The 15,449-nt window shown below is 32.7% G+C and carries 11 protein-coding genes and 2 pseudogenes; 6 read left to right on the forward strand and 7 right to left on the reverse strand.

All coding sequences use genetic code 11. From position 1 onward, the window contains the following. Positions 1–850: 850 nt before the first annotated feature. Positions 851–1,096: a hypothetical protein gene (locus MHH66_RS04485; RefSeq protein ID WP_078184471.1), complete on the reverse strand. Its 246-nt coding sequence runs from the start codon at positions 1,094–1,096 to the stop codon at positions 851–853. Positions 1,097–1,350: 254 nt separating this feature from the next. Between MHH66_RS04485 and MHH66_RS04490 the strand changes: the two genes are divergently transcribed. The 3 genes and pseudogenes from MHH66_RS04490 to MHH66_RS04500 all read left to right on the forward strand — a co-directional run bounded on the left by MHH66_RS04490 (position 1,351) and on the right by MHH66_RS04500 (position 3,031). Beyond that, a complete protein-coding gene (locus MHH66_RS04490; RefSeq protein WP_078184470.1) occupies positions 1,351–1,473 on the forward strand; it encodes a DUF3983 domain-containing protein in 123 nt (40 codons plus the stop codon). A 617-nt stretch (positions 1,474–2,090) separates the two neighbouring features. Further along, positions 2,091–2,606, forward strand: a pseudogene (locus MHH66_RS04495) (tyrosine-type recombinase/integrase). A 206-nt stretch (positions 2,607–2,812) separates the two neighbouring features. Next, positions 2,813–3,031, forward strand: coding sequence for a hypothetical protein (locus MHH66_RS04500; protein WP_078184469.1), 219 nt, complete (start codon positions 2,813–2,815; stop codon positions 3,029–3,031). A 393-nt stretch (positions 3,032–3,424) separates the two neighbouring features. On the opposite strand, the gene MHH66_RS04505 is transcribed toward MHH66_RS04500, so the two are convergent. Then, a complete protein-coding gene (locus MHH66_RS04505) occupies positions 3,425–4,114 on the reverse strand; it encodes an anthrax toxin lethal factor-related metalloendopeptidase (RefSeq protein ID WP_340866694.1) in 690 nt (229 codons plus the stop codon). A 1,269-nt stretch (positions 4,115–5,383) separates the two neighbouring features. Here MHH66_RS04505 and MHH66_RS04510 point away from each other — a divergent pair. Further along, entirely contained in the window at positions 5,384–5,659 is a 276-nt protein-coding gene (locus MHH66_RS04510) for a hypothetical protein (protein WP_061688029.1), read from the forward strand. Positions 5,660–5,968: 309 nt separating this feature from the next. Here the strand turns inward: MHH66_RS04510 and MHH66_RS28550 are convergent, their stop codons facing one another. From MHH66_RS28550 to MHH66_RS04530, 5 genes are all read right to left on the reverse strand, one after another. Then, the gene (locus MHH66_RS28550) at positions 5,969–6,346 is read right to left on the reverse strand and encodes an IS3 family transposase (RefSeq protein WP_078184468.1); all 378 of its coding nucleotides are present in this window, start codon (positions 6,344–6,346) and stop codon (positions 5,969–5,971) included. 678 nt (positions 6,347–7,024) lie between these two features. Next, on the reverse strand, positions 7,025–7,777 hold the full coding sequence (locus MHH66_RS04515) for a hypothetical protein (RefSeq protein ID WP_078184467.1): 753 nt from the start codon (positions 7,775–7,777) through the stop codon (positions 7,025–7,027). Beyond that, on the reverse strand, positions 7,764–9,527 hold the full coding sequence (locus MHH66_RS04520; protein WP_078184466.1) for a site-specific integrase: 1,764 nt from the start codon (positions 9,525–9,527) through the stop codon (positions 7,764–7,766). Before MHH66_RS04520 ends, MHH66_RS04515 begins: the two co-directional genes overlap by 14 nt. Positions 9,528–9,556: 29 nt before the next feature. Beyond that, the gene (locus MHH66_RS04525) at positions 9,557–12,598 is read right to left on the reverse strand and encodes a hypothetical protein (protein ID WP_078184465.1); all 3,042 of its coding nucleotides are present in this window, start codon (positions 12,596–12,598) and stop codon (positions 9,557–9,559) included. Beyond that, entirely contained in the window at positions 12,558–13,979 is a 1,422-nt protein-coding gene (locus tag MHH66_RS04530) for a hypothetical protein (RefSeq protein ID WP_078184464.1), read from the reverse strand. The genes MHH66_RS04525 and MHH66_RS04530 overlap by 41 nt, the downstream gene beginning before the upstream one ends. A 204-nt stretch (positions 13,980–14,183) precedes the next feature. Between MHH66_RS04530 and MHH66_RS28555 the strand changes: the two are divergent. Together MHH66_RS28555 and mreB are read left to right on the forward strand one after the other, a co-directional pair. Further along, a pseudogene (locus MHH66_RS28555) lies at positions 14,184–14,255 on the forward strand (JAB domain-containing protein); the annotation flags it as partial. A 158-nt stretch (positions 14,256–14,413) separates the two neighbouring features. Further along, a complete protein-coding gene (gene mreB / locus MHH66_RS04535; RefSeq protein ID WP_002015369.1) occupies positions 14,414–15,433 on the forward strand; it encodes a cell shape-determining protein MreB in 1,020 nt (339 codons plus the stop codon). Positions 15,434–15,449: the final 16 nt, after the last annotated feature.

The following is a 15,449-nucleotide window of genomic DNA, read 5'->3' on the forward strand; positions in this document are numbered from 1 at the left end:
TTTATTCTTGTGAAGGTGGGGACACAGTACCGACGAATCATGTAATGAATGTGGAGGGATAGTCCCTAGTTTTGTTCGTTGAAGACTAAATCAATTAGATGTAACTCATAGGATCGAGTAAGATGATGTGACGCCGTATGTCGGGAAACTGACACGTACGGTGTTAGGTGGGGGAAAAGGTGGAAATAATATCAAAGCCTTACCTATCACGCACGGAAGTAAAGGTAGGTGATGAAAGATGATGGGATTTAATCCGTTTCATGAATGTTGGAAGAGAGGCGGTTATGTTTCATGGACAGCATATTTGATAGGAATGTCGCTTATAACAATAGTGATTGCAATAGCAAGGATAGTTATTTAATAAAAACGAGCACTTGTGCCAGAGTGCTCGCTTATGAAGCCTTAAACCATTTTATTTATGTTTATGTGTGTGAGTCATGAACAAGGAATAATTAGGAAAGTAAGGATTCAAGATAGTATATGTATGTTGGAGTTATTGGTTCTTTGAACCAAAAAATAGCAGCTAGCAAAAGCTAACTGCTTAAACAAAAGGGTGACCGAAATAACAAAAACTCGATTAAAGGAGGTGTTTACAGTATGCACATGAGTCCGTTTTTTATACCAGGGAATCATGAGTGTTTGGTTATATATACCTAATGTTGAACGATGATTTTGTTGATCGGTCATGAAAAGATAGACGGGTAGAAATTAAGAATTTGAGAATGAAAAATAAACCTGTTTTAGGAAGGCATTGGTGAGCTACTGAATGAGTTAGAAATATGAATTGTTATATAACAATTCAGTATCTTATTTAACACCTATGATGTTTTCAATCGAATTAAAGGGATTTTTATGATCTATATGAAACATCCCCATGTTCCTCGTGGGGAGCATTTATGTAAGTACCTGAAAGGGTTTCACCTGGTTTCAAAATCCAAATGGAAGTCCAGCTACTATCAGAGATATGAATAGACCTTAAAGTTATTGTGGCATCGTTCCATGTTTCGTGATAGCTTACAATATCTGTATAATCACCAAGTAAAATGTAAAAGTCAGTATTGTTAGTAAAGAGGTTTTTCTGCTTAATACCGTTCATTATTAAATCCTCCTTGTAATGGTTGATTGTATTTTTTTATGTATGGCAATCGAATTATTTGGTTAAAATAACCAAAGTTGAGCAAGTTAGTAAAACTAAGTGCTCAACTTCGAAGGTGACTCAAATATGGGATGTCTCCTGAAGGGGAGATGTTTATAATATATTCGGAGTTAAATGATTTATTCTTAATCAGGGAGAAAAATGGTTTTAAAAACCATAAAATAAAAATGCTGTTGTAAAGTGAGGGTAGAAGAATGAAAGCTTTGAAGAAAAGAAAAATTAGAAAATCAATTGCGCGTCGTGCGAAGGTAGTGGAAAAATATCAGTTTGATAAGGTTTGGAGGAATATTTTTGTACGAACTGGTTATTTGAAATAAATAGAATTTGGATAGAGTCTGGCTAGAAAACTAGAGGCCACCAATTTTTAAAACAGCAATTGCAGCTGTTTTAAGAAATGGTGGCCTCTTTTATTTTGGAAGGGAGATGGGGAAGAAAGACACTAAAGGATTAATTACATGAGTGGGGAAAACAAAAAAAATAAGTATGCGTGAAATTGAAGAATGAATAGGGGTTCGTGGCTTGCATTATGAACGTAGACTTAGAGCATTAAGACAAAAGTAATAAAAAGGAGTGGTCTTGTATGACGAAACAATTATCTTTCTTACAAAAAATTGATAGAATAGCAACGCAGAAAAAATTAGAAGGTGTTCTCGAAAATGTACGTTTATATAGACAGTTTGGAATGATGCGTGAAGAAATGAAAGTCACTCCTTCTTATGAAATTAGATATCATGGACCTACAAATGATGTAGCGATGGTTAATATTCAACAAAGTAAAAGAGAAGAGTGGATTAAGCAAACATCATTTCGTATTGACCAGTTTCTTAGTCGTTTGGGTAATGGGCGCGCAGGAAAGGATCAAAGAGACATCATCATTAAGCGTTATTTAGAAGATGAAGATGTATGTGATTATATGGTATATAGCGAAATCGGCATGAGCGTACGTATCGATGTGTTAAGGTTAGAGTATTTTAAAGAAAAGAGCTTACGTAATTACATTCTCTTCATTATGGGAATCAATACAGGTTTGAGAATATCGGACATTTTGAAATTGAAGGTAGGGGATGTCAAAGGTAGTCATATATCTATAAGAGAAAAGAAAACCGGGAAACAGAAACGAATACAAATTACTGCAGCATTGAAAAGAGAACTCAAATGGTTTATTGAAGAAAGAGAAGATAGTGAGTATTTATTGCAAAGTAGACAAGGTAGGAATCGTCCAATTGTTCGTAGTATGGCATATAAGATATAAAGCGGAGCAGCGGCAGAGTTTGGATTAGATGAAATAGGAACACATATATTGAGAAAGACGTACGGGTATCATATGTACATGCAAACAAAAAATTTATTTATGGAGATATTCAATTACTCGTCAGAGAAGGTCACATTACGTTATATAGGGGTAAACCAAGATGCAATGGATAAAGCAATGACTAGGTTTAAAATTTAAGCATTGCTTTTTCTTTTTGAATCTATACAGTTACTCGTAAAATTCATACTGTGTAACTCAAAAGGGAATGTTTAATTAGGTCAATGATATCAAGGGATTTGGAGAAGGGGTCAGTTACACACAATATAAGATATGGGTACAGGTATCGAGAAATCGAATGGTGTATATACATACATATAAACTGTAAGGGGAGGTAATTGTGATTCATGTTAAATGAAGAACTATTAGAAGTAATCATTAAATATAAAAGGAATACGGGAAGAAATCCGGATATGTTAAAGCTGAATCCAACTTATTTTAGAACTATATTAGAAGAATTGAATTATCCAGAATGGATTATTAAAAAGAAGATGATAGAAATGAAAAAAAGTATATTTGGTGTACCAGTAGAAGTAACAGATGCAGTGGGAAAATTTGAACTATGAAACACACTGGCGGAGTTGTGGCCGCTTTTTGGCAGAAAATGTGTCGGTTATTTTGGAAGTAATGTGTTATATTTGTATGGTGGGAAGTGTCGGAAAACGCAACTCACGATGATGGTATTAAAATTCTAAACGGTTCATAATGACGGTATCTAAAATCCGAAACCAGTTTTCGATGGTGCGAGATTGAATGTAGCCGTTGAATGGAAAGAGCATCTTTAAAGATGCTCTTTATTTTGTATATAGAAAAATACTAATTCTTGTAGTAATTATGTTTACAAAAAAGAATGTTACTCTGTCATCTTATTTCTTTATTTAGAGTAAACAGGGAATCTTTGATGTGGTAGGAACGACTTAAAAAATTGTTGTATCGCTAATACATGTACATGGATACAATTATAAACGAAGAGGTAGTTTTTGTATGAACTCGTAGGTATAAGGAGCGCGTGTTTTTAAAGTTTCATGAGTAGAACTATTCAAATAATAGTAGGCATAGGCTTCAGCAAAATATTCCTCGGGATAGTAGTAATAAGAACTGTTGGAAAAGGAATTATATTCACGACTATGAATTTTTAAGAATTCTTGTGAATAGCTAATGTTTTGGAATACATAACGATCAATAGCGTGAGCTGTTTCGTGTAATTCAAGATTGATTGAAGTATGCATATTACCGTAATTACTATATCCTATACGAGCAACAACGGGATTCCCGCCAATACCTGGAACAGAGTCCCAGGTATAGCCTGTACCTTCCCAGCCTCTAGGGATTTGTCCTCTTAAATAAGAATATTCGGGTAAATAAGTGATCGGAAAGTTAATGAGTTTAATACGAATATTTTTATGGTAAAGAGCATATAGGGTTTTGCTATCAATGTTGCTAATACGCTGTGTCATATTGGCGGCTTCTTGTTGATTATAGTTGCCAGAGGTTTGGACGATGATAAGTTGTTGAGGGAGATTCGCCAGTGATGGTGTGTGCAGTTTTTGGAAACTCGGAAGGATGGATGGAAAGAAAGGAGAGGTAGAGACAGAGTGATTCGTTGTACTTTTATCAGAAGTGATAGGTTGTCCTTCTTGAGCGCTCACACTAATTGAGGGTATGGTTAGGGATAATGAGCAATATAAGACAGTTAAGAGTAATTTTTTGAACTTCACAGTTATTCATCCTTTAAAAGTAATTTATATTAATAGTATTATATAATGAAATTAAGATTATGGTGATAAGAATGTAATCGTTATTTTTATATGTAAGAAGGAAAAGAAAAAATAGGGATAAAGTTATTAAAAAATTATAATTTTTTCGTATGTTCTCACAGAATGCTAATGTGCAAGATAAGTCTATAGTTTGCTATAAAAAAGAGAGCTACATGGTCTGTATAAGACAAGTCATGTAGCTCTGGAAGTGAGTAGGAGGACAAGTGAGTTTTTACGTCCTCGTAGAAATTTAATTAGGGTATATGTATTTTAACATGCAGGGTTTGTAGTGAGGAGAGAAAAGTGTTCTTTAATAAAGGACAAAAAATAGATAGTTGAATATAGGATTGTATGGTATTTTAAATTAGGTAAATGATGGCGGAAACCATTTTTACAATATATGTATAAATAGATTTACGGGCATCCATTGTAATTCGGAAGAGCTTTTGCTCTTCTTTCAGCCGCTAAGTTTTAGACATGAATGTATAACCGGGAAAGTTAAACATATATGCTTAGCGGTTGAAAGAGGGGCTAAATAATACATAATGTTAGATTAAGTTTTTAGGCTAATTTTTTAATAATAAGTACATGCAGTACAAGTTGTACTAGAAGAGAGCACTTTTATTATTGAGGTGCTCTTTTTTATAGGATTTATAATGGGGTGATGGATGAAGGCGGTAAGAGATGTATGAAGGAATGAAGAATGCAAAGATATAGATGTGTGGTAGGTTAATTTTGGGATAAGGGATATCCATTCGCACTCTTCACCCTTCTGAAAGAAATGTTGGAGGAAAACAGATGGATTGTAACTGCTTACTAAGTTAAGGGTCTGAAATAAACAGTAGACAGCGTCAGTTTTCCAACCATTTTTAGTATATGCAGAAAAATGGTTTTTAAAACCAAAAACAATGTGTTGCCTAGAACTTTTTTCTAAGAATAAGCATATAATGAAGCATAGGACAACACCTATTAATAGTGCTTTTCCAAAGACCTTCCTTTCTATATACATGATGTAAGAGCATCCATTCCCTTGGTTGCTCTCTTTTTACGTCCATATGTACTTTTATAGAAAGAGGCATAGATATGAAAAATGGGCATATAAAGTATATAGAAAATATATGATAAATTGGTTATTTTGACAAAGTGAGGAGTGGGATACGGATGGACAGTTTGGCTAAAATTATTTTATCAAATGGGAAAGAATATATTGTATCGATTCAGCTTGGTTCCCTCATTGGAAAGACACTTGTAAATGGTGAGGGAGAATTTCTTAATACTTTTGTTGTGTTACCTCATATAGATGTGGAAACAGGAAACGAAATGCAAGTTGCTTTAAATCCGCGGTATATAGTAGCGATTGAAGAGTCTAATATAAGAATGCAACCTCATATACCTTCAGTATTTAGAATTGAAAAAATAAATAAGGATTTAGAGTGAAAGTATCCATCTGAGTACTTTATTAAGGGAGGGAAGTACACAAGATATCACTCTAGATAAATGGGAAGAAGCCCTAGAAAGAGTCTAGGACCTACAGGATACTTGTTTAGGGAAACTGCATGTAACTACAAGTTACATGTCTAAGGATAACATTGCATCTGTATAAAAGCACTGATGAATTTGTCTTAAAATCGGACAAAAAATACCCCGGATTAGCATGGCAACCCACAATTTTTTTAGAATACAAGTCCATCAGACTTGCTAAATAAACTAAACTTCTTTCGTCGGTATATAAATAATATAAGCTACCTAAGTTTGATTTGGCGTTTCTACCTTGAATTGACGATCCAACATATTGTTATGTATCGGATAAGAATATTTGGAATTTGTAGTAGCTTTATCTTTTTTTATAGTTTTTGATTGTAACCCTTGTTCTTTTATGATTCTGGTCACTGTTTTTTGTGAAATATACTTTCCTTTTTGGCGTAACACAGATGTTACCTTCGGGCTTCCATATAAACAACGTGGCTCTAGAAAAATACAATGTATTTCTTTAGTTAAGTGTTCCCTTGATATTGGCTTGGGACTTTTGGTGTGATTTCGCCATTTATAATACCCGCTTCGGGATACATGTAGAACTTGGCACATCTTCTTCACTTGGCATGTGAAGCGGCGTTGGTGGTACATTCTCTCTTTATGGATGCTCCCGTTTACAAGTAGCACTAAAAAAGAGGGATTTCATGTGAATCATCAACGTGTGTATAGGTTAATGAAAGACCAAATTGACTCAATCGTATATTTAAAACGAATCAACCGAACCGTCATTATGTTACTGTTATAGATATAACCTATCTAAATCTTGGAGATCGTTTCTATGATCTGTTTGCTATCCAAGTCTGTTTAATGATGAAATTGTCGCGTGGGAGCTATCAACACGAAATGATCTGAAGTTGGTGAGTGACATTGTCGAAAAACTGGCTACAACAAGGGCGGTATAAGAAGTAATTCTTCATTCAAATCAAGGTTTTCAGTGCATATCTAAAACATACAATAATCAAATGAAGGCATTAGGGGATAATAGGTTGTCATTCTCGCAAAGGAAATTGCCTAGATAATGCATGCATTGAATCGTTCTTTTCACACTTCAAAACAGAAAACGATCTCTATCGAGCTGTGGGGGACTATATTTGGTTCTATATTTATGAACGATTTCAGAAAAATCTAGATCAGTGTGCACTAATTGAATATCGGAGCACACTGATTGCATAGTACTTTTGAATATGTCCACTTGACAGGCATAAGACTAATAACAGACTCCTTTAAAAACTATAAACAATGAAATAAAGCAAATATATTGAATCTGTTTCATAAATCATATTCTGGGGTATTGTCTTGACTTTTATTGATTGGATGTAAAGGGATTACTTTAGAAGAATCCAAATGTTGTCTAGCTTGATGCTTTAAATGCTTTTCTAATTCTTGGATAAATGATATTGGATTTTCAAATGTGTCGTGTAATGCTAAGTTTATGATATGTGATTTAGAGTTACCTGTATTTAGCATATTTACGAGTTCATTTTCTTTGTTACTATAGGTAAACATGGCTAATAATGATTTTTGAATTCTATAATTTTTTTGTTTTAGACTCTGAATGGTCAATTCTTGTTTATTTAATTTATTTTGTAATTTATTATTTTTATCTTCCAATTGTTTAATTTTTGAAGCAATATTGTACAAATGTTTATCATAAGGCTCTAAATACTCCCACAGTAAATCTTTGTTTTTCCCGCCATACTTATCAATCAGTTCTTTAATATCAATTAAGTCTAGTTCTATTGATTGAGAAATAGAAACTTTTTGTGACTGTATAGTATTAACTGTATCGACTAACTGACGACCAGTACGATCTTTCTTTTTCCAAAAATCATAGCTTGTTTTGATAGAGAATGTTCCTTGTTCATAAAGGTTAGTAGCATATTCCCAAATATGTTTATATTTTATTTGAGGGTAAGGGTTGTGGTTTTGGTTATAAACTCTAAGTAAATATAGTATCTCTTGTTTAAGCTTTTCAGTGAGTTCATATTTTTTTGGTCTGCCGGGCCCTTTATTTGAGTTCATCAATCTCCACTCCTAATAGGTATTGTAATCTTGCAATAGAAGTTTTGTCGTATTCTATTCTGTCAAATGTTGTCCTTAGCTCAGTTTTTAATTGAGGATTAATTTTTCCGAATTCATCTAAATGGTGTAAATTATATAGCCCTACTAAGTAATTAATCTTTTTTTGGATATTTTTATAAATTACACTAATTTCTGTAATAATTAATTCTCGTTTTTCTTGCAACTCATGTAGTGATATACCCCAATGTTTGCAGAAGTAACATCCTGTAAAGTTCCAATTGAATGAGGGACAGGGCATTGTTTTATCTTTACAATAACCCAGGTTCAATTCGATAAAATTACTGGATGCATCACGATTGTAGGTGTTACATTCACTATAAGCAATGTCATCATATAGTTTTTCATATTCTTGAATACCATGTGGTGACACGAAGTTCTCTGTATTTTGTAATATAAATTGGTTTGTTAATCTTTGTATATCTGTGTCAATCCAAAATTTCATATGGTTCCCATAAGAATATTGTGTGTTAAGGTCAAAGTGGCCTGCCAGTCTCTCAATCTCGACTCGGTCATATCCTTGCATCATTAGTGATATGATAGCTATATGTCTCAAATCACCGGGTTTAAGTTGATGGTTAATTTCTAAGTTATATTCCTCTTTAATAACCTCCATATAAAAACATTCAATTAATTTTTGTAAATATTCTCGAGTGAATATTTTTTGTTCATAGTTTATAGAGCTCTTTATATTCTTTAATATTAGTTCCTTAAAAGCTTCGAAAGATATTAGGTATTCGGAAGATTCATATTCTGATGTTAGCTGTAAGTATTGTGTAATTTTCCTGTTTAATTCTTTTGGGATTGGTAATGTGTCATATGTTAGTTCAGTTCTGTTTTTTTTATTCCGTCTTTGCTTAAGACGAGGGAAAGTTAGGGTATTCTCTGTAAGAGAGAGACAATCTTTCTTAATTAAACAAAATTCACTAGGGCGCATTGGTATAATGGATGTTATATCCCACCATAGGATGACTGGAAAGAATTTAGTCAGTTTATTGAATTTTAATTTGTCTGTTATTTGATCTTGATGGGTTATAAAAAAATATTCTATACAGTCTTTAAAGACTAAGATATCTTTTGGTGGAGGCAAATCACGATTGCTTGTAGATGATTTTATTTTAGCTCTTTCATCTTCTAATATCTGAATGTAATACGGATCTATAGGGAGATCTGTATAAAATTTTGAAAAGCTAAGAAAACTATTTATAAAGCGTAGTATGGTTTCGGGAGCCACAGCTTTGGTTACATAGTCATTACTTCTAGAGTTTTTTCTACTATAGACTTTACCGGAGTTAATTAATTGGATTAAATTTTCATAGTTCGTTTGAAACCCTTTTGTTAGTCGACAAATAGAGTATAAATTACTAAAAAGTTTATAGGTTACCGAGGGGGATTTAGAATCTAAATGTAAAATAATCCAACATTTTAAAGCTAGTATACATTCATTAACTACTAAATTACTATTAAACTTAAGCAATGGTTGAAAAGATTCAAAATTGAAATAATAAGTTTGGCCATTGATTAATTCAGTGAATGACCAGATATTACTTTTGAAATCCTTTGTTTGGTTAAAAGATTTTATATCGAAATACTCGTTAAATAATTGTTGAGCCTCTATAAAATTTTCATTAATATCAAATACATTATCAAGGGTTGAAAGGTCTTCTAAAACTTTATGATTAATTTTTAACAAGTGAATCCTCCTTCATTACGAAATTGTATTTAATAGATTCCGTCTGTCAAATATTTTTTAGTCTTTGGTAATTGTTGAGAAAGGAGTGTGAATTTTTCTTTGCCGCCTTCAACAAAATCATATATTAAATCACCAAACTGTACTTTAGCTGATTGAACTTGTAGCCAGAGCAAGTAGAAATGATTGGCCATTTTTTTCTTTTCTCCTTCTTTAGCACTATCAAAATGAGAAATTATATGATGGATCCCTTTTAGATACGTGTTCATTAAATTTGATAAGGCAAATACATTAACAATAGAAAAGGGACAACAGGTGCAGTCTCTATTACTGGTTATATCGTCATATTTGCACCTGGAAAAGATACACTGGTAATATTCTTGTTTAGAATATAATGTATTGGCCATTGCTTCAGAGAGGAGATGTTGAATTTCCTCTTTTTTTAAGCCGTTTATTAAATCTATAACTTCCCATTGTTCAGTTGCTAGACGATCTATGAGACCAGAAGAGACTTCTATTTTTTGAACATCACCAAATTTCTTTGTTAACTCTAGCATTTTTTGTGTTTCTACATTTTTTTCAATGTTTAATCCATCAAATAATTTGTTAGTTAATAGCTGAGTTATATAGCCGAAGGAACTTCTTTCAAAGATTTGCTCTATTAAATGAGTAAGTTGCTTCTCATCTAATTTAATGTAGTGCATTGTTGAATCTTCATTAAAGTGAGATCTTGAAATTTTAGCGGCGTTTAAAGATCTTAATACAGACCAAATCAAAGTAGTAAGCGTACGATTCATTTTTCGATTAGAAAATTTAAATTCATGTTTGAAATATTTAAAAAAGACTTTATGTATTGTATGTCTCGGTTGAACTATAGAACGAGTTTTAATCCATATTAAAGCACCTACATTTTTGGGAATATTCTTAGGTGATGTGTTTTTTTGATTTGAACTTGGAGCAACGATATGATAAGCATTTACGCGTAATTGACAAATACTTATGGCTGTTGCAAAAGCGATTTTTAAAGGATCAGCAATCCGAAAAATGCTGTCTGCGCCAGTTTTGTGGATCTTTTTTACATAACGACCTACCTGGAAGATTATAGAGTTAGCATCATCTATTGAAGGATTATTTTGTTTTAACCAATCTAGGTCTGTAATCGAGGTATTTGATAAGTCTACTTCTGGAATTTGAGTTATAACTGTTGCATGGCGCCAATTATTTGTAAGTTGTATCAATATGTATAACCAATAACTGTCATAATTACAGTATTTGTTTCCTTTAAGAAAAGATTCGACATCTTGAATTGCAGTAAGTTTGTGTATTGATAAGTCATTGACAAATCGATATAAATCTTTGTACTCTTCATAGGTATATCTAGATAAATCTACATCACGTTGATTTAAAAAATGGTTAGGATTAGTAAGTTTGTCCAGTGTATAAGGTGGTTTTTGTGTAACCTCATAAATAGAAGCATAAACTTCTCGGCAAAAATGATATAGGATGCGCTGGTAAGTACGAGGTATGTTTGAGTTTTCTTCAAAAAATAATTTGTTTAAGGATGACGCAGAATAACTATAGATTTCTTTAGTTAATAAATCTGCTAAATGGAAACTTGTTTTTGAGAGTTGGTTAATGTAAATGCTAATATTTGAACTTCTGGTAGCGTGTAATTGTTTTCGAACATATTGAAACCACAGATCTTTAGTTCGTATTAATTTTTTTGAAAAAGAAATTTGTAAAAGTGTTTCTGTTTTGTAAATGAACTCTTTAAAAGGGTCGTCCATTTCGATACTAATTAGGTTTTTACTGTTTTTACGATCTAATAGGTATTGGTGAACATCTTCTTTTCGAAATAAATTCTTACTGCCATTGTATCTTTTTAATACACCCATTAATAAGGAGGGACATTCAGTAGGTTGAATATTGTTTCTAGGTATATAGGCATATAAAAAATTTGTAGTAGAGCCATCTTTGTCCATAAGTAATTTAATCTCTCGGATTGTGTAATATTCTTGCTTATATTGGCGTTTTAGAAGCTTTTGTTTTTCGATTAATTTATGGATTGCATCTTTTGAAAAGAAGTAAATAAAACTTGTTTTATCTGTATTGAACTTGTATTCTAATATTTTTACAGGTTTAGTATCATAGTTATCTAATACCGTATTGATGTAATCGCTACTGAGTGAAAGGTAATTCATTACTTGCTTCTTTGTATAATATTTTTCCCTATACTCAATATATTTGTCATTGCGCTGAGCGTAACTGCCATTTCCTCCACTGGTAATTCCTTTTCTATATGTCTGTAAGTAGTGATAATCGCTTTTTGAAATGAATTTGCCATCGTGGCTACTGCCATAAAGCGTATATATTTTTATATTAATGTGATGCAAGAGGGTAACTAAGTTACTTCTCCTCATAGATAATTCATTTAATACTTTGTTGATACTCACATGTTTTTCAAAAAAATTAATGATTTTCTTACGAAGAAAAACATGGTGTTGAGGTTGAGTTATATTTTTGAAATATAAAGGTGTTGTAAGTTCTTTGTAACCCAATAAGTTATTTAAATTGTGTTTTTGAATGTTGTTAATCACACTTAGTAATGCCCGGCGTGGAAAAAATTTTTTTGATTTTTTATCTATAGAGCTTTTTCTTAATAAATCATATCCAGTAATGTATTTATCATCGGTTATATACTTTTCAATGAATTCTAGTGGAATAAAAATATCTTTGTATATGGTGTTGAACTTATGTAGAGGAATATTATGTGTTTTACATAGCTTTCTTAATGTTTGAGGAGAAATATTACAACTATCCATGATTTGTTTACCAGACATGTGTTTTGCTAGGTAGGCTGAGTCTTCATGTTGATTTAGAAAAAGTTTTGTATCATTTGTCTCCCAAACATCTAGAATATTTGCAGTGGCTAATTGTTTTAGTGTTTGTGTATACAGGTGTTTTGAAAAAAAAGGTGCGGATGGATTTAAGCCAATTCTTTCTGCAAATTGATCACTACTAATTACAGCATCTTTAATCTGTAAATTCTGTGTATCGGTTATCTGGATTAGCAAAGTGCATGACATCCTTCCATGTTTTATTCAATTCGATCTCTTCAAATTCATAGGATGAATCAATAGATTTAGGGGATATAATATCTATTGCGCGTATAATACTACTTGTTGCAGTTAAAATATCGGTGTAGTCTAACATTGCTTGAGGTGATCTATCTCCTCTTAAGATAGCAGTTTGTACAGCACTGTAGCCGGCATCTAAGCAAAGGTTGGTAAAGGCACCACGTCCGATGTGTGTACTCCATTTTGTCTCACGAAACTCTTTAAAATCTTCATATCGCCCATTTGTATTTTTTAACATTCCTAAGTAAAAGCGTTTCAAATTATTGAACGTATTTCGGTAAGTATGGGTCTGCATTGCTTCCCCACGACTATTAATAAATAAAGCTAAATTACTTTTAAACTTACTTTTCCCTTTCATGGAACGATGCTTTGTATTCAACCAATCTAAATGTTTTTTGTATAAGTAAGGAACAAGTGGATCTAGTAAAACAGCTTGATCCCGTGGACGTTTCACTTGGTTGTTACTTTGAGGAGAATATAAAGGAAATAAATTTGGTTGTCTATCTCTAATTTTTAAAATTATTCCTTTTTCCCCATATTGTGAGTTGTTTTGGGGTAGTACAGAGTTTATATCAAGGTTCATACATTCGGCTGCACGTAACCCACCGAATATCTGTAAGCAAATTGCAAATGCTATATGAGGAAATTCTATTTTCGCTAGCATTAAAAATTCTCTTATTATTTTTAAACGTATGGCTTGTTTTTCTTGTGGTGTTGTCCACTTTTGGGTTAGGAAATCTTTTTTCTTAATTACGTCAACGTCATAGTCTTGTTGTTTGGGCTTTTTATAATAGAGATTTACATTGAAGGTACTTGTTTGTCTATATGATTTGTTTCCATTTAAGCTGTTGGAATGGCTTGGTCTATTTATCAGAGGTGTATTCTTTAAAACTTTTTTTTGGATTCCAAAAAAGTAATAAAAGTGTAGAAGGTAATATTCTTTGCGTTTAACAGTATCACGTAGGTTTCCTTTTTCTCCACAATACTCTAGGAAAGCTTCCATATGGCATAATTTTAAATCAGCGATGCCTCTTATCTTTTTAAATATCGAATGACCACTGTTCTTTTGATGGAGTATATAGTTGAGAAATTGTACCAAGGTATCTGCAACTGCCTTTTCGCTGTTTATTGAACCTGATTCATTATAGTAATTTTTATCAAGGAAGTCTGTAACTGGGTGAGGGATTACAATTTCATCTTCTATCAGAAGACCAATTATATATCGACTATCTGAAATGTATTCATTGCCTTTCATTCGGTATATGGGAACTTCTCTTTTAACGAATTTTATTGTATCTTCGCTAGACTCTAAATCCATATGTCCACCTCTCCCTATTTTGTAGTTAAATGTTTTAAAAGAATTTACTTCTATTCTAAGGAAGATTTAATTCTAAGGATGAGTTATCTTAATTTTAGCACAATTTTTGTGGAAAGGGCGTAAAAAGAAAGCTCTATACAGATGGTCTCTAGAGGGGATTCTTTAAAGAAATAATAGAGTTCTATAACTTGCTCTTTTTTATTGGGATATGTACTTGATCATATCATAATAGGTGACCATAAATTCGTGAGTTTAAAGGAAAAAGGTCATATTTAAGACTATTCTTTTTACTTATTTTGTTTTATAATGTGATTTATGAGTTTTTTGTAGAAAATTATCTACAAAAAGGATGCAGATATAAAAAAACGTACTGTTTTTATAAATATAAAGTAAGAAAAATGAGTCCGTGAAAATAAGAAGGGAAGATAAATGATATGTTTGGATTTGGTGGATTTACTCGCGATCTTGGAATAGACTTAGGAACAGCGAATACGCTTGTATATGTGAAAGGGAAAGGTGTAGTTTTACGTGAACCTTCAGTAGTAGCATTACAAACTGATACGAAACAAATCGTTGCGGTAGGTAGCGATGCAAAACAAATGATTGGTCGTACACCAGGAAACGTAGTGGCACTTCGTCCTATGAAAGATGGTGTAATTGCTGATTACGAAACAACAGCAATAATGATGAAATACTACATTCAACAAGCTCAAAAATCAAATGGATTCTTCTCACGTAAACCATACGTAATGGTATGTGTACCATCTGGTATTACAGCTGTAGAAAGACGTGCAGTAATCGATGCGACTCGTCAAGCTGGTGCTCGTGATGCTTATCCAATCGAAGAGCCATTTGCAGCAGCAATTGGTGCAAACTTACCTGTTTGGGAGCCGACTGGTAGTATGGTTGTTGATATCGGTGGTGGTACAACAGAAGTTGCAATTATTTCTTTAGGTGGTATTGTAACAAGTCAATCAGTTCGTGTTGCTGGTGATGATATGGACGATTCAATCATTCAGTACATTAAGAAAAGCTACAACTTAATGATCGGTGAAAGAACAGCAGAAGCATTAAAATTAGAAATCGGTTCTGCAGGCGAGCCAGAAGGTATTGAGCCTATGGAAATTCGCGGTCGTGATTTAGTAAGTGGTTTACCGAAAACAGTACTAATTCAACCAGAAGAAATTGCAGATGCATTAAAAGATACAGTAGATGCAATTGTAGAATCAGTTAAAAATACGTTAGAAAAAACTCCACCTGAATTAGCAGCGGATATTATGGACCGTGGTATCGTATTAACGGGTGGCGGGGCATTACTACGTAACTTAGATAAAGTTATTAGTGAAGAAACAAATATGCCAGTTCTTGTTGCAGAGGATCCATTAGATTGCGTAGCAATTGGAACGGGTAAAGCATTAGACAATATCGATCTTTTCAAAACTGCTGCTCGATAATATTGCAAAATAAAAA

The sequence above is a fragment of the Bacillus sp. FSL H8-0492 genome, from assembly GCF_038006145.1.
Classification (GTDB): Bacteria; Bacillota; Bacilli; order Bacillales; family Bacillaceae_G; genus Bacillus_A; species Bacillus_A mycoides.